Source organism: Kluyvera sp. CHPC 1.251 (genome assembly GCF_036759945.1).
GTDB classification, from domain to species: domain Bacteria; phylum Pseudomonadota; class Gammaproteobacteria; order Enterobacterales; family Enterobacteriaceae; genus Kluyvera; species Kluyvera sichuanensis.
The window spans coordinates 16,826-35,389 of the sequence record NZ_JAPKIC010000001.1 but is presented as its reverse complement, the minus strand read 5'-3'; the positions used below and the strand labels follow the sequence as shown (position 1 = coordinate 35,389).

Annotated in this window: 19 protein-coding genes and 1 tRNA gene; 11 read left to right on the top strand and 9 right to left on the bottom strand. The window is 52.4% G+C overall.

The annotated features are described in order from the left end of the window. Positions 1-50: 50 nt before the first annotated feature. A complete protein-coding gene (gene mlaA, locus V6940_RS00180) occupies positions 51-806 on the bottom strand; it encodes a phospholipid-binding lipoprotein MlaA (protein WP_333494386.1) in 756 nt (251 codons plus the stop codon). A gap of 288 nt (positions 807-1,094) precedes the next feature. Between mlaA and V6940_RS00175 the strand changes: the two genes are divergently transcribed. The 5 genes from V6940_RS00175 (at position 1,095) to V6940_RS00155 (ending at position 5,393) form a co-directional block, all read left to right on the top strand. Next, on the top strand, positions 1,095-2,036 hold the full coding sequence (locus V6940_RS00175) for a formate/nitrite transporter family protein (protein WP_333494385.1): 942 nt from the start codon (positions 1,095-1,097) through the stop codon (positions 2,034-2,036). Positions 2,037-2,111: 75 nt separating this feature from the next. Further along, positions 2,112-2,183: transfer RNA gene (locus V6940_RS00170), tRNA-Arg, on the top strand. A 345-nt stretch (positions 2,184-2,528) separates the two neighbouring features. After that, complete coding sequence (locus V6940_RS00165; protein ID WP_333494384.1) at positions 2,529-3,506, top strand: TRAP transporter substrate-binding protein; 978 nt, start codon at positions 2,529-2,531, stop codon at positions 3,504-3,506. Positions 3,507-3,568: 62 nt separating this feature from the next. Continuing rightward, entirely contained in the window at positions 3,569-4,078 is a 510-nt protein-coding gene (locus tag V6940_RS00160; RefSeq protein WP_185669522.1) for a TRAP transporter small permease, read from the top strand. A gap of 28 nt (positions 4,079-4,106) precedes the next feature. Next, entirely contained in the window at positions 4,107-5,393 is a 1,287-nt protein-coding gene (locus V6940_RS00155; protein WP_333494383.1) for a TRAP transporter large permease, read from the top strand. A gap of 51 nt (positions 5,394-5,444) precedes the next feature. On the opposite strand, the gene V6940_RS00150 is transcribed toward V6940_RS00155, so the two are convergent. From V6940_RS00150 to V6940_RS00140, 3 genes are all read right to left on the bottom strand, one after another. Then, positions 5,445-6,287, bottom strand: coding sequence for an autotransporter outer membrane beta-barrel domain-containing protein (locus V6940_RS00150; protein ID WP_333494382.1), 843 nt, complete (start codon positions 6,285-6,287; stop codon positions 5,445-5,447). Next, positions 6,185-7,948 carry a beta strand repeat-containing protein gene (locus V6940_RS00145; RefSeq protein WP_333494381.1) on the bottom strand — a complete coding sequence of 588 codons (1,764 nt, stop codon included), beginning with the start codon at positions 7,946-7,948 and terminating at the stop codon, positions 6,185-6,187. The genes V6940_RS00150 and V6940_RS00145 overlap by 103 nt, the downstream gene beginning before the upstream one ends. A gap of 271 nt (positions 7,949-8,219) precedes the next feature. Further along, positions 8,220-9,602 (bottom strand): diguanylate cyclase, encoded by a 1,383-nt coding sequence (locus V6940_RS00140; protein ID WP_333494380.1) that lies wholly within the window; start codon positions 9,600-9,602, stop codon positions 8,220-8,222. A gap of 155 nt (positions 9,603-9,757) precedes the next feature. On the opposite strand from V6940_RS00140, the gene V6940_RS00135 reads away from it, so the two are divergent. Beyond that, on the top strand, positions 9,758-10,234 hold the full coding sequence (locus V6940_RS00135) for a WbuC family cupin fold metalloprotein (RefSeq protein ID WP_333494379.1): 477 nt from the start codon (positions 9,758-9,760) through the stop codon (positions 10,232-10,234). 50 nt (positions 10,235-10,284) lie between these two features. On the opposite strand, the gene blaCTX-M is transcribed toward V6940_RS00135, so the two are convergent. Next, the gene (gene blaCTX-M / locus V6940_RS00130) at positions 10,285-11,160 is read right to left on the bottom strand and encodes a CTX-M family extended-spectrum class A beta-lactamase (protein ID WP_333494378.1); all 876 of its coding nucleotides are present in this window, start codon (positions 11,158-11,160) and stop codon (positions 10,285-10,287) included. Between the two features lie 512 nt (positions 11,161-11,672). Here blaCTX-M and ypdK point away from each other — a divergent pair. Beyond that, positions 11,673-11,744, top strand: a complete 72-nt coding sequence (ypdK, locus tag V6940_RS00125; RefSeq protein ID WP_100249902.1) for a membrane protein YpdK — start codon at positions 11,673-11,675, stop codon at positions 11,742-11,744. A 64-nt stretch (positions 11,745-11,808) separates the two neighbouring features. Here the strand turns inward: ypdK and alaC are convergent, their stop codons facing one another. Continuing rightward, entirely contained in the window at positions 11,809-13,035 is a 1,227-nt protein-coding gene (gene alaC, locus V6940_RS00120; protein ID WP_333494377.1) for an alanine transaminase, read from the bottom strand. Between the two features lie 393 nt (positions 13,036-13,428). On the opposite strand from alaC, the gene V6940_RS00115 reads away from it, so the two are divergent. From V6940_RS00115 to V6940_RS00105, 3 genes are read left to right on the top strand one after another with little or no spacing between them, the layout of a single operon-like run. Further along, the gene (locus V6940_RS00115; protein ID WP_333494376.1) at positions 13,429-15,126 is read left to right on the top strand and encodes a sensor histidine kinase; all 1,698 of its coding nucleotides are present in this window, start codon (positions 13,429-13,431) and stop codon (positions 15,124-15,126) included. Between the two features lie 12 nt (positions 15,127-15,138). Continuing rightward, the gene (locus tag V6940_RS00110) at positions 15,139-15,876 is read left to right on the top strand and encodes a LytR/AlgR family response regulator transcription factor (protein WP_333494375.1); all 738 of its coding nucleotides are present in this window, start codon (positions 15,139-15,141) and stop codon (positions 15,874-15,876) included. A 45-nt stretch (positions 15,877-15,921) separates the two neighbouring features. Continuing rightward, positions 15,922-16,509 carry a nucleotidyltransferase family protein gene (locus tag V6940_RS00105; protein ID WP_333494976.1) on the top strand — a complete coding sequence of 196 codons (588 nt, stop codon included), beginning with the start codon at positions 15,922-15,924 and terminating at the stop codon, positions 16,507-16,509. 30 nt (positions 16,510-16,539) lie between these two features. Here the strand turns inward: V6940_RS00105 and V6940_RS00100 are convergent, their stop codons facing one another. Further along, positions 16,540-16,845 (bottom strand): hypothetical protein, encoded by a 306-nt coding sequence (locus tag V6940_RS00100; protein WP_185669513.1) that lies wholly within the window; start codon positions 16,843-16,845, stop codon positions 16,540-16,542. Positions 16,846-17,059: 214 nt separating this feature from the next. On the opposite strand from V6940_RS00100, the gene V6940_RS00095 reads away from it, so the two are divergent. After that, positions 17,060-17,575, top strand: a complete 516-nt coding sequence (locus tag V6940_RS00095; protein ID WP_333494374.1) for a helix-turn-helix domain-containing protein — start codon at positions 17,060-17,062, stop codon at positions 17,573-17,575. Between the two features lie 78 nt (positions 17,576-17,653). Here V6940_RS00095 and V6940_RS00090 read toward each other — a convergent pair whose 3' ends face one another. Both V6940_RS00090 and V6940_RS00085 read right to left on the bottom strand, forming a co-directional pair. Further along, positions 17,654-18,181, bottom strand: coding sequence for a hypothetical protein (locus V6940_RS00090; RefSeq protein WP_333494373.1), 528 nt, complete (start codon positions 18,179-18,181; stop codon positions 17,654-17,656). Further along, a complete protein-coding gene (locus V6940_RS00085; RefSeq protein WP_333494372.1) occupies positions 18,178-18,522 on the bottom strand; it encodes a DUF1294 domain-containing protein in 345 nt (114 codons plus the stop codon). Before V6940_RS00085 ends, V6940_RS00090 begins: the two co-directional genes overlap by 4 nt. Between the last annotated feature and the right edge of the window lie 42 nt (positions 18,523-18,564).

Sequence of the window (18,564 nt, the reverse complement as noted above, 5' to 3'; positions counted from 1 at the left end):
TAAAAAAAGGGTGAACATCATGTTCACCCTTTTTTATTGCCACCAATTCGCTATTCGGAATCGATGTCCTTCAGGTCACCCTGAATCGCCTGCGCATTCGGGTTCTCCTCCGGTTTCAGCTTACCGCCGCTGGCGATAAAGTCATGCTGCTGGAAGTAGGCTTCACGCACCAAAATGTACGGATCGGAAGACTGGCGCAGCAGGCCGTCGGAGTCGAGCAGCTGTGCACGCGTTTCTACCCCTTCAACCATCCACTTACCGATAGACATCGGCCAGGTCAGCCAGGAGAGAACCGGATAAGTGGTATCCGCAAAATCACCGCCGTCTTCACGCAGCGTGAAGCTGCCGTAGAACGGCAGTTGCAGATACGGACCATAGCCTACGCCATAATGGCCCAGCGTGCTGCCAAAGCGGTGCGGCTGGACGCGCTGCAGTTTCGGGTTAGCCATACCCGCCACGTCGATAAAGCCACCCATCCCCAGAATGGTGTTGAGGAAGAAGCGGGTGAAGTGAACCATCCCCTGGTACGGGTCGCCCTGTAAGAAGTAGTTCACCATCGTCGCTGGCTCTTCCAGGTTGCTGGTGAAGTTACTGAGGCCATTGCGCGCAGGTTGTGGAACATAGTCACGCCAGGCGACAGCGACTGGACGAACGACATACGGGTCCAGCACATTGAAGTTGAAGCTGTACATCGTGCGGTTAAAACCTTCGAAGGGGTCAGAACGCCCCTGCTGTTCTGTACCGGAACTCGCACAGCCCACCAGCAGTGTCGTCCCAAGCGCAAGCGCCGACAGGCGAAGCTTCATAAATGTCTCCCTGTTGATTATGGCTATCGCTGATTGCCATCCATGCGGCACGTTTACGTATCCGCCTGTTTAGATGTGAGCGATTGTAACAGCCCATCGGACGATGTCTATATAGCCAAGTTTTGTTGATTTTATCATAGCCTGGTAAAGCCAGGACTGCGGCACGCCGTGCCTGCCTGGCGCAATTAAATCTTTGCAATAACGTCAGTATTTCAGAATAGCGCCAAACCTGCATTGTCTGTAACCCGCTACGCTTAGGCTATATGTGCTTATTTCAGGGCTACCGCGATGGATGAACTCAAAAAAGAGAACATAGACCGCCACCATGACGAAATAGCAGTTGAAAGCGAAGAAAAACGGCAAGGGAAAAGCATTGAAGTGAATGAAGACCGGCTCCCCTCCCGCGCCATGGCGATTCATGAGCATATTCGCCAGGAGGGAGAAAAGGAGATGGAGCGCGATGCAATGGCGCTGCTGTGGTCCGCCATCGCCGCCGGGCTATCGATGGGAGCATCATTACTCGCAAAAGGTATTTTTCACGTTCAGCTTGAGGGAGTTCCCGGCGGTTTTCTTCTTGAAAACCTTGGCTATACCTTCGGTTTTATCATCGTCATTATGGCCCGTCAGCAGCTCTTTACCGAAAATACCGTCACTGCCGTACTGCCCGTGATGCAAAAACCGACGCTGGGCAACGTCGGTTTGCTGATGAGGCTGTGGGGCGTGGTGCTTCTCGGGAATATTATCGGAACGGGAATCGCAGCATGGGCGTTTGAATATATGCCTATTTTCGATGAACCGACGCGCGATGCCTTCACCAAAATCGGCATGGATGTGATGAAGAACAGCCCAATAGAGATGTTTTCAAACGCCATTATATCAGGGTGGCTGATTGCGACGATGGTCTGGATGTTCCCTTCAGCAGGGGCGGCAAAAATCGTGGTCATCATCCTGATGACCTGGCTTATCGCGCTGGGAGATACCACCCATATTGTCGTTGGCTCGGTCGAAATACTCTATCTGGTATTCAGCGGCACGCTCCACTGGGGGGATTTTATCTGGCCTTTCGCCCTGCCAACTCTCGCCGGCAATATCTGCGGAGGCACCTTTATTTTCGCCCTGATGAGCCATGCGCAGATCCGTAATGATATGAGCAACGCGCGTAAGGAAAGAGCGCGCTTAGAGGCCGAACAGGAAGGAAAGCGACAAAAAGATGAGAAGAATCAACTCTGAATGGCGAGTGTTTGAGCAGTCGAGCGGCCGAGCACTTACCCAGGCGCGCAAAAAACGCTATACTCGGCCCGCTCTGTCCCCTTAGTTAAATGGATATAACGAGCCCCTCCTAAGGGCTAGTTGCAGGTTCGATTCCTGCAGGGGACAAATCCCTCCCTCTCCAGCCTTAACACTTCCCATCAACTGCAATGACACAGCGCTATGCCTTTTATATTATTACTCACAATATAAATAGCCACCTAACATACAAAAAACAAATTCATATTTATTACCACGCCAATAAGTCGATCCCACAAACACTTTTGAAACATTGTTCCAAAACCACACTCCCGGCATCATTTTTTGTGAACATCGTCAGCGAAATAATTAGTTACATTCATTAACCTGCATCACGAGCAGCATTAAGACCCTTTTTCACTGTCCCTTTCCAGGGGCGGTTCTTACTCTGTTTTTCTCTATTAATGGATATTAATACGTGTCTGGAGAAGGAAAATGAAATTGACAAAAACACTGTTAAGCTTGTGCATTGGTTCGACCTTAATATTGACTGCCCACACCACTCTCGCGCAGACATTACGCGCCGCTGACGTCCATCCCGCCGATTATCCGAACGTGGTTGCCGTAAAGCATATGGGGGAGAAACTCAGTACCGCAACTCAGGGCCGTCTTGATATTAAAACCTTCCCTGGCGGCGTTCTCGGCGATGAAAAGCAGATGATTGAGCAGGCGCAATTAGGTGCAATTGATATTATTCGTGTATCAATGGCCCCGGTTGCGGCGATTCTACCGGAGATAAACGTCTTTACCCTGCCCTATATTTTCCGTGACGAAAACCATATGCATCAGGTACTTGATGGTATGATTGGCCAGGAAATTGGCGATCGTCTGACCGGTAATAGCAAATCTCGGCTGGTGTTCCTCGGTTGGATGGATGCCGGTACTCGTAACCTCATCACCAAAGAACCGGTCACCAAACCGGAAGACCTTAAAGGGATGAAAATTCGCGTACAGACCAGCCCGGTAGCGCTGGATACCTTAAAAGCGATGGGCGCTAACGCCGTTGCTATGGGAACCAGCGAAGTGTTCAGCGGCATGCAAACCGGCGTCATTGACGGCACGGAAAATAACCCGCCAACCTTTGTGGCCCATAACTATTTACCGGTAGCGAAAAACTATACCTGGAGTAAACACTTTATTATTCCTGAACTGTTCCTGTTTTCAAAACCAAAATGGGACAAGTTGAAAAAAGAAGACCAGCAGTTAATTCTTAACCTGGCGAAAGAAGCACAGATGGAACAGCGCCAGTTGTGGCAAGTCTATAACGAAAAATCCCTCGAAACGATGAAAGCCAGCGGCGTTCAGTTCCATAACATCGATACCGAATACTTTTATAACGCTACTCAATCTGTGCGCGATAAATACGGTAAAGACCATCAGGATCTCATTAAGAAAATTCAGGACGTGAAGTAATCGTTCGGGCGGATGAGCATTTTCATCCGCCTCAGTTCAATTATGTCTTAGAGGTTATAATTATGGACGAACGCTATTCGTCATTGATGGATATTATCTATCGTATCTCCATGTGGATTGCCGGGCTCGCGTTGCTGGTCATGGTTGCCGTTATCCCCGTGGGTATTTTTGCCCGCTACGTGATGAACAGCGCCCTCTCCTGGCCTGAACCCGTCGCCATTTTATGTATGGTGACCTTTACCTTTATCGGTGCCGCCGTCAGCTACCGAGCGGGCTCCCATATTGCCGTCAGCATGGTTACCGATCGTCTGAGCGAAGGCGCGCGCCGCGTCTGCCTGATCCTGGCTGACCTGATGCTGATGGCCATCAGTCTATTTATCCTCTGGTACGGCACCCTGCTCTGCTACGAACTGTGGGAGCAACCGGTGGCGGAGTTTCCGCTGCTCACCGCCGGAGAAAACTACTTGCCACTGCCAATTGGTTCCGCTATCACCCTGCTTTTCATTATCGAAAAGCTCTGGCGCGGCCCGCAGTATCAGCGCCCTGTCGTGATGCTGGGTTCCACCAGTTAAGCCCCGGTTATTGAGAAAAGGAATACAGATGGACGCATTTATTCTCGTCTTTACGCTCGGCATTATGCTGGCAATTGGGGTACCGGTGGCTTTCGCCGTGGGCATCAGCGCCATTATTGGCGCCTGGTATATTGATATCCCGCTGGAAGCGGTGATGATTCAGTTAACCAACGGAGTCAATAAATTCTCGCTGCTGGCGATTCCGTTCTTTATTCTCGCCGGGGCGATTATGGCCGAGGGCGGCATTGCCCGCCGGTTGGTGAACTTCGCCTATATTTTCGTGGGTTTTATCCGCGGCGGCCTGTCACTGGTGAACATCGTCGCTTCGACCTTCTTTGGCGCCATCTCCGGCTCATCCGTGGCAGACACGGCATCTATTGGTTCGGTGATGATCCCGGAAATGGATAAAAAGGGTTATCCGCGCGATTTCGCCGCAGCGGTCACCGCCAGCGGTTCAGTGCAGGCCATCCTGACACCGCCAAGTCACAACTCGGTGATCTACTCGCTGGCGACCGGCGGCACGGTCTCCATTGCCGCGCTGTTTATTGCCGGTATTTTACCGGGGCTGCTGCTGAGTTTAAGCCTGATGGTGATGTGCGTATGCTTCGCCCGCAAGCGCGGCTACCCGAAAGGTGAACGTGTGCCGTTCCGCCAGGCGCTGAAGATCTTCGTCGATACCCTCTGGGGGCTGATGACCGTGGTCATCATTATGGGCGGGATCCTCTCCGGTATCTTTACCGCAACGGAATCCGCGGCCATCGCCTGTCTGTGGTCGTTCTTTGTGACGATGTTTATCTACCGCGATTACAAATGGTCCGAGCTGCCAAAACTGATGTACCGCACGGTAAAAACCGTCACTATCGTCATGATCCTGATTGGCTTTGCCGCTGCCTTTGGCGCCATCATGACCTACATGCAGTTGCCAATGCGTATCACCGAAGCCTTCACCAGCATCTCCGATAACAAGTATGTGATTCTGATGTGCATTAACATCATGTTGCTGCTGATCGGTACGCTGATGGATATGGCGCCGCTGATTCTGATCCTAACGCCGGTGCTGCTGCCGGTGACCAATGCGCTGGGCATCGACCCGGTTCACTTCGGGATGATTATGCTGGTTAACCTCGGAATTGGTCTGATTACGCCACCGGTCGGCTCGGTGCTGTTCGTTGCCAGTGCGGTCAGTAAGCAAAAAATCGAACAGGTGGTAAAAGCTATGCTGCCTTTCTACGCCGTCCTGTTCCTGATTCTGATGCTGGTCACCTATATCCCAGAGATCTCGCTGTTCCTGCCTAAACTCTTCGGAGTAATGTAAAACACAACAGAGGCGACGATTCCGTCGCCTCTCTCTTTTCCTGCTCGCTTATCAGAACGCGTAACGTACCTTCAGGCTAACGCTTTGACTGGTAAAGCCGGTGCGCTGCCCGGCGTCGTACTGAACCGTGCCGTCCAGCACATCGCTGAACTTCGCCGTTACCCCAACGCCTGCCATCGCAATCCACGGGCTTTCGCTCATACCACGATAGGTGAATGGCGTTGCCGTGCTGCCGATAAAGGCCGCCGTGGTGTCAGAGCGCCGGTTCATGGTGTCATAACCTGCACCGATATAGCCGTGAACATTCACAATATCAGAGAGTTGCAGCCCAGTTTTTAACTTACTGGAGACAATCAGCGCTTCGGTAGTGGTACCATCCACCTTCAGACCTACGTCATCAGCACCGGACTCCTGATAACCATCATCCTTCACCCGATAGTAGTCGGTACGCACCTCAGGCGTTAACGTTACCTCGTTCGTCGGATGGTATGTGCTTTGCAACCCCAAACCAGCCTGGAAGGTATCGCTGTTATAGTCTGAGTGCGCCACGCCGTTAAACACCGAACTACCGTCCGTCGGGTTCTCAATATTCAGGTATCGATTACCCTTAGTGGTATTTCGCCCCAGCCCGGTTTGCCATGTCAAGCCAGTGTCCGGCGTAAAATCATAGCCGCCGTAGACCAGCATGTTCCAGCTATCAACCCGTGCATCATGACGAATATCATCGGACGTATCGTTAACATCGGTACGGCTCATTCCCAGCGCTAAGCCAAGCCGGGTGCGATCATAAACTAGCCCATCGGCCCCGATAGCAATGCCGCGGGTATCCGCGTTGTAGCCCGCGTAATCGCCGCGAGTGGACTGGCTATCCCAACGCCCACCGGGCGGATCCACAGATATTTCTCCGGGTTAAACTCGCTGAGGTAGCCCTGCCCGCGTACCGAATCCTGGCGGCCACTGACGATATCGCCAAATGCACGCAAATTATTAAGCGCGATATACGGCATGCTGCCATCCATCAGCGGAGCAAGCTGTACCACGTTTTTGCGCACCTGGCTGGCATTAAACGATGAGGTAATGGCACAAACGGTACTGGCGAGCGCGCCTGTACAGGCTGTCGCCTGAGAAGCGTTATTATTGTTGATAATTGTATCAACTGCCGTCCCTACGTCCACCAGCGAATAATTGCTTTTGGTCGCCGCGATAGCATTGGATACCGTCGTCAGATTAGTATCGACGATTTTCAACGAGTAGGTGGTCCCGGTCAGCTCTTGCACAAACTGGTAACGGAGCGAATCATCCAACACCGCGGAAGGCGTGCCGGTAATACTGGTCGCCGTCACCACGTTCGTCAGTTCATCACCATCGGCAAAGCTCGTGCTGCCGCGCGTCGCGACCACCACCCGTCCGTTGAGCGTTGCATCACCCGTGGCCTGTAATTGTCCGTAGCTGGTCGAGCTGTCAGCCTGTAGGCCCAGCACGCCAGCCGCGGTCTGCGAGTAGTCTTTGACCACCGATGGTGCGCTGGTACTGAGCAGTTCAACGATGCCGTAGTTATGCAGATTGGTATTTGGGGCGTTGATCCTGCCGACAATCGCACCCTGGTTTTTCACCCCATCGCTAATGACGGCTGAGCCATCGACACGAATAGCATCGCCATCCAATGCGCCAATAATACCGGTGTTCGTCAACTGCCCAAGGAAAGCGCTGTCCGTTACTACGATAGCGTCACCGGTACCCGCACCGATGATATAGCCATTATTCTTCAACGAGATAACCCGCGAGGTGCCACCCAGTGAGATACCAGCAACGCCCGCATCAATAATGCCATCGTTGATGATCGAATTGACCGTTGCGCCATCGCGCGTGGTGATGCCGTTGCCCGCCGATGAATAGATAACGCCATTCGCCGCGTTCTGCAGAGTGTAGTTAGTAACCTGGTCGCCCAGATAAATGCCGTTGCTTCCGGCCCCGCTGGTCGTAATATTCCCCTGGTTAACTATCGTACCGTCATTGCTATACAGCACATTAATGCCGTTCGCGGTGTCCCCGGTCGTCACGATATTGCCGCTATTGTTCAGCAACGGCTGACGAGTGTCAGCGCCAATATTGATACCGTGGCTGTTCGCCCCCGTCGTCGCCAACGTACCGCTATTGTTTAGCGAACTGTTTCTGACTTCGCTTATATCAATGGCATCAGACCAATCACCAGAGGTGGTAATCGTCCCCGTATTTCCGAGCGTCGCCCCACCGGTGGTGTGATACTGAACCGCATCGCCATTGGTCGATATGATGCTGCCGTTGTTTTGAAGAGTCCCCCCCATGCTTGAAAAGTACGCCGCGTACAGTTGACCAGAGGTGGTTATCGTCGTTCCTTGCGTAATATTGATATTTTGTCCGGCAGAATCAAAACGCTGAGATGACGTAATGGTGCCGGAACACGTCACAGAGGTGGTGCTTGAACTGGAGCAATCCGCAAACGCGGTTGGAACAGTAAAGAGACCGGCGCTGCCGGTAAAACCCGCGACGAGCAAACGCATTGATTTTTTATTCATTTCCCTCTCCCCAGGAAAAGAAACACAATTGCATCACATATATATCATTCACGTTACATTACGTACTAAATCACTAAAAAGTTAAAAAATATATAAATTTTACTTATGATTTAAAACATCCCTCTTATGCCTGATAGAAACATAAAAAATCTGGATGACGGGCGGGCAGTGACACCGGGTAGCGATGGGAAAACAGGGGAAATGGACTGAAGATTAACCATCAGGAGAGATTCTCCTGATGGTTTCGGGGAGTGATGGCAAAACTGGCGGTTTACTCGGGGGCTTTCCACATCTCGACGCAGTTCCTACCGCGTTTTTTGGCGATATAGAGCGCTTCATCCGCCAGTTGGATTAGGCGTTCATAGTCCGGATGACCGTTAAACATCGCCGCCCCGATCGACAGCGACAGCGGGATATCATTACCATCCGGTGCTTTCACTTTGGTTTTCTCAACCCGACTGCGGATACGTTCAGCGGTGCGCAGAGTATCAACCGGGGACGCTTCGGTGAGGACGATAATAAATTCATCACCGCCGTAGCGAAAAACGTAATCGCTGCTGCGCACGTTGTCATAAAAGACCTGAGACACCCGACGCAAAATATCATCGCCGGTGTTATGGCCCCAGGTATCATTAATTTTTTTAAACTTATCGACATCAATCACCAGAATCGACAGCGGCGTGCCAACCCGGTTAGCGTGGGCGATTTCACGTTTAAAAATAGTTGGCAGAAAACGACGGTTGAGCAGTTTCGTCAGCACGTCCATCCCTACCTCATGGCGGGAAACCTCTTCAAACAGTTCGCGTAGCAGAGTCAGGATCTGCGATACCGTACTTCTAAGCTGGATCAGGAACTTATTACGCTGGGCTTTGTTGCCAGGTGATTTATCTCCCGCGCTCTGGGCGTGGATAACACCATCGAAATCCTGCATCAGTCGGGAAATATGGCCCACTTCGGCAATACCACTGAAGTAATGACGTCCCTTATGGTTAAACCACAGGCCAAAGTCCGACTGGCTGAGCGGCATGCTGTTGCCGAGATCCGAATCCAGCACGACTTTATAGATAATATCGAGCTCCCAGGTCAGCAGCGTGGCGATTTGCCGCTCTTTCTCCTCTTCGGCATTCTCCAGCAGTGAGAAGATTCGGTAGTTCTCATCCTCTTTCGATAGGCTGCTTTCACTGAAGGAAAACGCCCGCGACATGACCTCCATCGCCAGGTCAATACTGTTGATAGCGAAGTGGTAGATTTGCAGCTTATCAGCCGCCTCCTGCGAGCTGTAAATAATGGCAGGATAGAGGATTTTCTTCAGTACCCGGAATCCCATCTCCACCAGTTCAACCGGAATACCTATCCGTGCGTGCACTTCCGCAACGGTATGCTGGGCTTCAATCAGACGATCGATGTCCTCCTCTTTACAGGAGAGAATATCGATAATCCACTTCTCCAGCGCGCTCTTGAGCTGTTTTTCCACCTGCTCATTGCTGAGGAACTCTTCAGCGTGAGGGTCGGCCAGCACCACTTTATAAAATTCAGCGCACAGCGCATGCGCATTTGCGGCGGCAATCTCTGCGGCCAGCGTCCGTATGTGAGGTTCGGTCTGTTTAAGCAGCAACAGCCACTCGCCTTTCATCTTCTTCAGGTATGTCTCCATGGGCGACTCTCTCACATAACAATCATTCATAAATTAAATAACAACCATGCAACTATGACCTTTAGCGGCATAAGACACAAGCAACAGGCTTCACTTGCCCGGTAAGTTCTGGCAATCTGGCGACCACATTTTCCCGTATAAACAAGGCCGTCAGGATGAAACAGATCACCTGTAACGATATGCAACAGCAGAGCGCCGCTGCCGCTCAATCTCCACGACTGCGCGCGCACCGTAATTTCCATCCTGAGCTAAGCGATCCGGTTCAGCGTCTGGCGATTGCGATGGAGCCAGGTACCTACGTGCGCCCACACCGCCATCCGCATACCTTTGAGCTACTGCTGCCGCTCAGCGGGCGCTTTGTGGTGCTGAATTTTGACGAGCAGGGAACGGTAACTCACCGGGCGGTACTGGGCGAAAGCTGCACCGTACTGGAAATGGCGGCGGGCACCTGGCATGCCGTGCTGTCGCTGGACAACGGCGGCGTGATTTTTGAAGTGAAACAGGGCGCGTATCAGCCTGTCGCTGAAGAAGACTACGCGCCGTGGTCTCCGGCTGAAGGGGAAGCGGGAACCGCAGAATTGATGGCGTGGTATGCCATGGCTCAGGTTGGTGACAGCGCGCCAGCCCGCTGAGTGTCATCAATGCCCCGCCGTCCTGCGCGGGGCGTTTTTAACCACTGACGCTAAAGCCCTTCGGTAACGATTTTTGCCGCAGCGGCCAGCACATCGCGGCGACTTTCCGCCTTCTGCTCCGGCTGGGTAAAGTAGGTCACCAGAATCAGCGGCGCATGGTCTTCCGGCCAGATAACGGCGATATCGTTGGTCGTACCATAATCCCCGCTGCCGGTTTTATCTCCCACCACCCATGATTTTGGCAGGCCCGCCTGAATGCTCGCACCGCCAGTAGTGTTGCCCTTAAGCCACGTCACCAGCTGCGCCCGCTGGGTTTCTGCCAGCGCTTTACCCAGCGTCAGGTTACGCAGCGTCTGCGCCATCGCCAACGGCGTGGTGGTGTCGCGCGGGTCGCCGGGGATAGCAGTATTGAGCGTTGGCTCGGTTCGGTCGAGACGGAAGGTTTCATCACCCAGCGAACGGGCAAAAGCAGTCACCTTATCCGGGCCGCCAAGATGCGCGATCAGCTTATTCATGGCGGTATTATCGCTGTACTGCAGAGCCGCCGCGCTAAGTTCCGCCAGCGTCATGGTGCCGTTAACGTGCTTTTCCGCTATCGGATTGTAGTTAATCAGATCGCTCTTCTTAATTTCAACACGCTGATTTAAAAGCGCCTTATCACTTTCGCTCTGCTTGAGCACCGCCGCTGCCGCCATCACCTTACTGGTGCTGCACATGGCAAAGCGTTCGTCTGCGCGATAGACAATTTGTGAATCATCGGCGGTGTTAATCAGCGCCACGCCCAGCCGTCCGCCCGTGCTTTTCTCCAACGCTTCCAGCTTTTGCTGCACATTGTTAGTCCCGGCGTACAGTGCCGTACTGCCAAGCAGCAGCGGAATAGTGGTCATCATCATTAACATTGTCCGGCGAACGCCCAGGGTCATCATAAAAAATCCTCTGTCAGTATTATCCCTCGTCCATTCAGTATTCATTGAAAAAACAAAAAGTAAAAATAAAACCGCGCGTTTTTGCCGATCTGACACCGCATGCTCGACATTCGCATCGAGGGCACATTCTATTTCTCCATGCTGCCGATAAAGGGCTCAGGGGCAGAGCGATGATTTTTTCGACACCCGTCACAAAATTAGCCTTGAAATCAATGGGGTTTAAGCGAGGAAAAAGTGGCAACCGAAACGTCGCCAGAATGGAATTTATTACCGTATGAAATTAAAGTGTCGCTGAATCACGACACTCGTAAGTAACTAAAAATTAATAAAAAAATCCCTCTTGTTTCCCCTCATCTTTAGGCGTACATTAGCGCCATCTGGAGCACAAATGCACAGAATTCTGAGGTGATGCCAGCCGCGAAAAGTGGGTCAGATTTTTCCGTCGGTTGATATCAACTCGCAGTACCACCCGGTCATAAGTGCGTAGAAAAAATTACGCGGAGAGATGAGTCGTGAAATATTTCTTTATGGGCATTTCCTTTATGGTCATCGTTTTTGCCGGCACGTTCGCCCTGATGATCTAGCCAATAAAAAGCAAAAAAAACAGGAGCCAATTGGCTCCTGTTTGCATTTGTAGGGGCGGGTAAATCAGCCTGCCGATTTACCCTCTGACGGCAGTAGCCCGTCGGCGCGGAACATCGCTTTGATACCGCGAATAGCCTGGCGAATACGGTCACGGTTTTCAATCAGCGCAAAGCGCACGTGGGTATCACCATAGTCACCAAAACCGATGCCCGGCGACACGCAAACCTTCGCGTCCTGCAGCATCTTCTTGGCGAACTCCAGCGAACCCATATGGGCGTACTGTTCGGGAATTTTAGCCCATACGTACATCGACGCCTTTGGCATATCGACCATCCAGCCCGCTTCATGTAACCCTTTCACCAGCACGTCACGGCGGCGTTTGTACTGCGCGGCAATATCGTGCACGCACTGTTGATCCCCTTCCAGTGCGGCAATCGCAGCAACCTGAAGCGGGGTGAAGGTGCCGTAGTCGTGGTAGCTCTTAATACGCGCCAGGGCGTTGACCAGGGTTTTATTACCCACCATAAAGCCAATACGCCAGCCCGCCATATTGTAGCTTTTCGACAGCGTGAAGAACTCAACCGCCACGTCACGAGCACCGGGAACTTCCATAATTGACGGCGCTTTCCAGCCGTCGTAGACGATATCGGCGTAAGCCAGGTCATGCACCACCAGCACGTCGTAGCGTTTGGCCAGCGCGACCACTTTCTCGAAGAATTCCAGCTCGACGCACTGCGCGGTCGGGTTAGATGGGAAACCTAAGATCATCATCTTCGGCTTCGGATAGCTTTCGCGGATCGCCCGCTCCAGTTCATTAAAGAAATCGACCCCTTCCACCAGCGGTACGGAACGTACCTGGGCTCCGGCAATCACCGCGCCGTAAATGTGGATCGGGTAGCTCGGGTTCGGCACCAGTACGGTATCGCCGTGATCGAGCGTCGCCAGCATCAGGTGCGCCAGCCCCTCCTTTGAACCAATGGTTACAATCGCTTCGCTTTCCGGATCGATCTCAACGTTGTAGCGCTCCTGATACCAGCGAGAGATCGCCCGGCGCAGGCGCGGAATACCGCGTGAGGTAGAGTAGCCGTGGGTATCCGGGCGTTGAGCCACGGTACAGAGCTTTTCGACAATGTGCGGCGGCGTCGCGCCGTCCGGGTTACCCATGCTGAAATCGATAATATCTTCGCCGCGCCGACGCGCAGCCATTTTCAGTTCAGCGGTAATGTTAAAAACATAAGGGGGTAAGCGATCGATACGCGTAAAACGGCGTTCAGGACTGGAGTCAGCCATAGGTTCCTCAGATTTACGTTAGCGCCCGAACCGTTCGAGCGACGCTGCCACCGATGTGGCATGACTAGAAAATAACCTGAAAAAATTGGCGCTGTCGAGGGGGCAAGTAAAAAAATATTTCTGCGGCGAAAAGGGGAAAGTCTGCGAACGGGAATTAATCACTAGCGGTCAAAACCAGTAAAATTAAAACACAAATATAACAATATATTATCTAGTGATTTTCATCAGAGTTGTACTGACAGGTCGAAAATTTATGATCTCACCTCAGTGATTCGTTTCTTCTATCAATCCCCTTTTAAAAACAGGGTTTATCCCTATTCATGCGTACCGCTGGTCATCCGCCGCCGGGTTTCTTATCATAAGCGCTTTCCAGAAAACATTCGGCGCTCCCCCATGCACGAAATACTCAATATGCTGCTCGCGGTCTATGATCGGGCCGCATTAATGCTGATCTGTCTTTTTTTCCTGATTCGCATCCGTCTATTCCGCGAGCTGCTGCATAAATCAGCGCATACCCCAAAAGAACTGCTGGCGGTCACGGTCATTTTCTCGATGTTCGCTATCTTCAGTACCTGGTCCGGCGTGCCGGTGGAAGGGTCGCTGGTAAACGTGCGAATCATCGCGGTGATGTCTGGCGGGATCCTGTTTGGCCCGTGGGTCGGCGGTATTGTGGGGATCATCGCTGGGATCCACCGCTACCTGATTGATGCTGGCGGCGTCACCGCAGTGCCATGTTTTATTACCAGCATTATTGCGGGGATCCTCTCCGGCCTGATTAACCGCCGGGTGCCAAAAGAGCTGCACTGGAAAATCGGTATTCTTGGTGGGATGCTGTGTGAAACGCTAACCATGATTCTGGTGATCGTCTGGGCACCGAACATCGCGCTGGGCGTGGATATCGTGTCGAAGATTGGTATCCCAATGATTGCTGGCAGCGTCTGCATCGGCTTTATCGTTTTGCTGGTACAAAGCGTTGAGGGAGAAAAAGAGGCCAGCGCCGCACGCCAGGCCAAGCTTGCGCTGGATATAGCCAACAAAACGCTGCCGCTGTTTCGCCAGATAAACAGCGACACGCTGCGTCAAATTTGCGACATCATCCGTCAGGATATTCACGCCGATGCGGTAGCGATCACCAACACCGACCGGGTACTGGCCTACGTCGGCGTGGGGGAAGATAACTACCACAATAACGATGACGCCATCAGCCCCACCACCAAACAGGCGATCAACAACAACGAAATCATCATTAAAAACAATGATGAAGCCTATCGCACCCCGGAAATTCACTCGATGCTGGTGATCCCGCTTTCCGAGAAAGGGGTCGTCACCGGTACGCTAAAAATTTACTACTGCCACGCGCACCAGATCACCTCCTCGCTGCAAGAGATGGCGATAGGGTTATCGCAAATCATCTCTACCCAACTGGAAGTTTCTCGCGCCGAACAGCTGCGGGAAATGGCAAATAAGGCAGAACTACGCGCGCTACAAAGTAAAATCAATCCCCATTTTCTGTTTAACGCCCTGAATGCGATTTCATCCTCGATTCGCATGAACCCGGATACCGCCCGGCAACTGATTTTCAATCTCTCGCGCTATCTGCGCTATAACATTGAATTAAAAGATGATGAGCAGATTGATATTCGCAAAGAGCTGTACCAGATTAAAGACTATATCGCCATCGAACAGGCGCGTTTCGGCGATAAGCTCACGGTCATTTATGATATTGACGATGAGGTGAACTGCCTGATCCCTAGCCTGCTGATCCAGCCGTTGGTGGAAAACGCCATCGTGCACGGCATTCAGCGCAGCAAGGGGAAAGGTGTGGTCACTATCAGCGTGACGGAGTCCGGCAACCGCGTGCGCATTGGCGTGCGCGATACCGGGCCGGGTATCGACCCGCTGGTGATTGCGCGGGTTGAAGCCAACGAAATGCCGGGGAATAAGATAGGCCTGCTCAACGTGCACCACCGCGTCAAACTGCTGTACGGCGAAGGGTTGCATATTCGCCGTCTGGAGCCGGGCACGGAAATGTCGTTCTATATTCCTAACCAGCGTACGCCCCAGCCGGTCGCCGCCACGTTATTGCCCTAACCCGGAGCTTACATGAAAGTCATCATTGTCGAAGATGAATTCCTGGCACAGCAGGAGCTTACCTGGCTGATTCAGCAGCATAGCCAGATGGAGATTGTCGGAACGTTTGACGACGGGCTCGACGTGCTGAAATTTTTGCAGCACAACAAAGCGGATGCCATTTTCCTCGACATCAACATTCCGTCTCTGGACGGCGTACTGCTGGCGCAGAACATCAGCCAGTTTGCCCATAAGCCGTTTATCGTCTTTATCACCGCGTGGAAAGAGCATGCAGTGGAGGCCTTTGAGCTGGAAGCGTTCGACTATATTCTGAAACCGTATCAGGAATTACGCATCGTCACCATGCTGCAAAAGCTGGAAGCCAGCTGGCAACAGCAGCAGTCTGGCAGCGTCAACGTGGCCAGCAGCGCACCGCGAGAAAATGACACCATCAACCTGATTAAGGACGAGCGTATCATCGTGACGCCGGTAAACGACATCTATTACGCCGAAGCGCACGAGAAAATGACGTTTGTCTATACCCGACGCGAGTCGTACGTGATGCCGATGAACATCACCGAGTTTTGCGCCAGGCTGCCGGCCAGCCAGTTTTTCCGCTGCCACCGTTCTTTTTGCGTCAACCTGAATAAAATTCGCGAGATAGAGCCGTGGTTTAATAACACCTACATTCTGCGCCTGCGCGACCTGGAGTTTCAGGTGCCGGTAAGCCGCAGCAAGGTGAAAGAGTTTCGCCAGATCATGCATCTCTAGCTTGGGGACGGGCGACATTAAATGGATATTCTGTAGATGAAAGCGATGTCCTACCAGGAGACCTTACAGAGAATTTTGCTTGCCGACCCTGGCAGAATGCAGGCGCTTCATGCTGTGCAAACTCTAGGGCTCAGGGACGGCTGGATCGGCGCCGGATTTGTGCGGGAAGCAGTGTGGGATCACCTTCATGGGTTTAGCCCACGCCCCGTAGCAGGCGATGTGGATGTGGTGTTCTTCGATAAAAATCAGTGCAGCCCGGATGAGGATCGACGCCTGGAAGAAAAGCTTCGGCAACTGACATCAGCATTTGACTGGTCAGTGAAGAATCAGGCCAGAATGCATCACCATAACGGCAACTCTCCCTATGACTCAACGGAGCATGCGCTGAGCTTCTGGCCCGAAACCGCGACGGCGGTGGCCGTCAGAATCGCACCTTCAGGTCTTATTGAGAGTATCGCCCCTTATGGGCTTCACGACCTGTTTGAACTCCGTCTCAGGCCGACGCCCCCGTTTGAGCGGGATAAACTCGCCGTTTTCAGAGAGCGGGTTGCGATAAAAAGATGGCTGGAACGCTATCCTCAGCTACAGCTTGTAAAGGCATCGACGCCGAGCAGTTTACCCTTAGCGATATAAAGCGAGACGTCGACGAAAACGGGAATGGCGCTACCAGATAAATAATAATGAATAGAGTCCGATAAACATGATGATGTTGAGGATGACCTGCGCCAGAAGCACCAGAAAAGCCAGGCTCCCGAATACCGTTATTTTTCTACGCAGAATAAACGTCACGCCTGACAGTACGGCACAAAACAGAACGATTTTTAAAAGGTAAGACAACGGAACCAGCGCGGCATGGGTGGTATGAATGCCCGCAAGGCCAATCAGCCCCAAAACCAGCCCGCCACAAAATCCCCATCCCCAAAACGTCATTGGCAAACTCAGTTGCCCGGTGACCAACTTTTTCAACACAGCGCTTTCCCTTTTCTATTCTCTCTGTACGTTAATGCTTTTATCATCCGTTATCCTGAACGGGATAGCGAATTTTACCTGTGCCCCATGGGTTTAAAAAACTCCCCTAAATGAGGTGTCGGGCACCTGTCGGGTTGGTGTCGCCTGCCTGTCGTGCCGCTGTGAGAAAAGATGTGCAAGACTGTTCCTATCCCATATCTACGAGGCAACAGCAATGAGTACGAGTGAAAAAATTAAAGCCTACCGACTCAAAAATGCATGGTCACAGGAACAACTGGCGCAACTGGCTTCTCTGTCGGTAAGAACGGTACAGCGCATTGAAAATGGTCACACGCCGGGGCTGGAAACCATCAGCGCGTTGGCCTCGGTATTTAACGTTACGGTCTCGGAGCTTTCGGAGGAGACGGAGATAGCAAGCGAGGCGCTGGATACGCGGATCCACGATGCCAGACAACGCGTACAGGAGGAGACGCGCTTCTACCGCAGTCTGACCATTGCCGTTCTGGTCTGTGCCGGGCTGATGGCGGTGAACTACTTTTACTCGCCAGGCAGCTACTGGTCGCTGATAGTGACCCTTATCTGGGGTTCACTTATCGCCTTTCGCGGACTGAGAACTTTTATCCTCCGGGAGCGAATTGCCCAATGGCAGCACAACCGGGTGCAGCGACTGTTACGCGAAAAAAATGCCACATCGACGCCGGAAAAACCGCACACCGATAGCGAGCATTAATTGATTATGTCATGAACGGTAGGCCGGATAAGGTATTTACGCCATCATCCGGCAGTTCGCGCAAGTTCTGCCGGAGTGTTACGCCAATCGATAGGGAAAGAGATGAACAACATTAGCCGCTAGCGGGAAGAGCCCCAGATTTTCAGTTCGTTTTCGGGTATCTTCCAGCGGTAGCCCGGCAATAGGTTCACGCCCTCCCCAGATAAGCAGCCCCTTATTGGCGTAGTCGGACATAGCTTCCAGCGTTTTGCCATTGTTCAGCTCAATCAGCAGGTTATTCTCTTTCACCGGCTGCAGGGCACCATCAGCATTTGCAATAAACAGCGCAATACCGCCGCCCGAAGTGGAATTATTTTCATGATGCGGGGAGATAATCACGCCATTTGATGCCACCGGCATGATGTTCAGCGTCGAAAACGCGGTATCGGCCGAGGAGGCAGAGGGCATCCTCCCGCCCCAGATATGAATACCGTCTGGAATTTCCGCCGGTAACGGCTGCTGGCTTTCTGCCAGTTCAAGCGTCTTGCCGTTATCAAACTCAACCACAACGCTGCCGCCTTGCTGCAACGCTAAGCCACCCTTCTGGTCAATGAGATAAAGGTTCATACCCCTCCCTTATTCAGCAGTAGATACACCGCGATCATTACCACGATGTTCACTATCACACTGATAATAAAATAGGTTTTAAACGGCTGTTTTTGCGTTTTATGGCGAAAGACCTGCTGTCCCATCAGCGCGCCGGGCCAACCGCCCACCACGCCAAACGCCAGCAGTGTGGCCTCCGGCACTCTACGCCAACCCTGACGAGCCGCCAGTTTATCGGCGCCGTAAATCACCAGCGTCAGAACGTTAGCCAGCAGGAACCACGCCACAACCGGATAAGGTGTAAAAATGCTGGCAAGAGCCGCCAGCACCAGCAGCAAATAACAAAAGCGATTGAGATTCATCGTCGTCAGTACAAGGTTATTTAACGTATCGAACGCGTATTA

Coding starts and splice junctions, on each gene's coding strand:
- mlaA (WP_333494386.1), bottom strand. CDS start 806: ATGAAGCTTCGCCTGTCGGCGCTTGCGCTTGGGACGACACTGCTGGTG.
- V6940_RS00175 (WP_333494385.1), top strand. CDS start 1,095: ATGGATGAACTCAAAAAAGAGAACATAGACCGCCACCATGACGAAATA.
- V6940_RS00165 (WP_333494384.1), top strand. CDS start 2,529: ATGAAATTGACAAAAACACTGTTAAGCTTGTGCATTGGTTCGACCTTA.
- V6940_RS00160 (WP_185669522.1), top strand. CDS start 3,569: ATGGACGAACGCTATTCGTCATTGATGGATATTATCTATCGTATCTCC.
- V6940_RS00155 (WP_333494383.1), top strand. CDS start 4,107: ATGGACGCATTTATTCTCGTCTTTACGCTCGGCATTATGCTGGCAATT.
- V6940_RS00145 (WP_333494381.1), bottom strand. CDS start 7,948: ATGAATAAAAAATCAATGCGTTTGCTCGTCGCGGGTTTTACCGGCAGC.
- V6940_RS00140 (WP_333494380.1), bottom strand. CDS start 9,602: ATGGAGACATACCTGAAGAAGATGAAAGGCGAGTGGCTGTTGCTGCTT.
- V6940_RS00135 (WP_333494379.1), top strand. CDS start 9,758: ATGAAACAGATCACCTGTAACGATATGCAACAGCAGAGCGCCGCTGCC.
- blaCTX-M (WP_333494378.1), bottom strand. CDS start 11,160: ATGATGACCCTGGGCGTTCGCCGGACAATGTTAATGATGATGACCACT.
- alaC (WP_333494377.1), bottom strand. CDS start 13,035: ATGGCTGACTCCAGTCCTGAACGCCGTTTTACGCGTATCGATCGCTTA.
- V6940_RS00115 (WP_333494376.1), top strand. CDS start 13,429: ATGCACGAAATACTCAATATGCTGCTCGCGGTCTATGATCGGGCCGCA.
- V6940_RS00110 (WP_333494375.1), top strand. CDS start 15,139: ATGAAAGTCATCATTGTCGAAGATGAATTCCTGGCACAGCAGGAGCTT.
- V6940_RS00105 (WP_333494976.1), top strand. CDS start 15,922: ATGTCCTACCAGGAGACCTTACAGAGAATTTTGCTTGCCGACCCTGGC.
- V6940_RS00095 (WP_333494374.1), top strand. CDS start 17,060: ATGAGTACGAGTGAAAAAATTAAAGCCTACCGACTCAAAAATGCATGG.
- V6940_RS00090 (WP_333494373.1), bottom strand. CDS start 18,181: ATGAACCTTTATCTCATTGACCAGAAGGGTGGCTTAGCGTTGCAGCAA.
- V6940_RS00085 (WP_333494372.1), bottom strand. CDS start 18,522: ATGAATCTCAATCGCTTTTGTTATTTGCTGCTGGTGCTGGCGGCTCTT.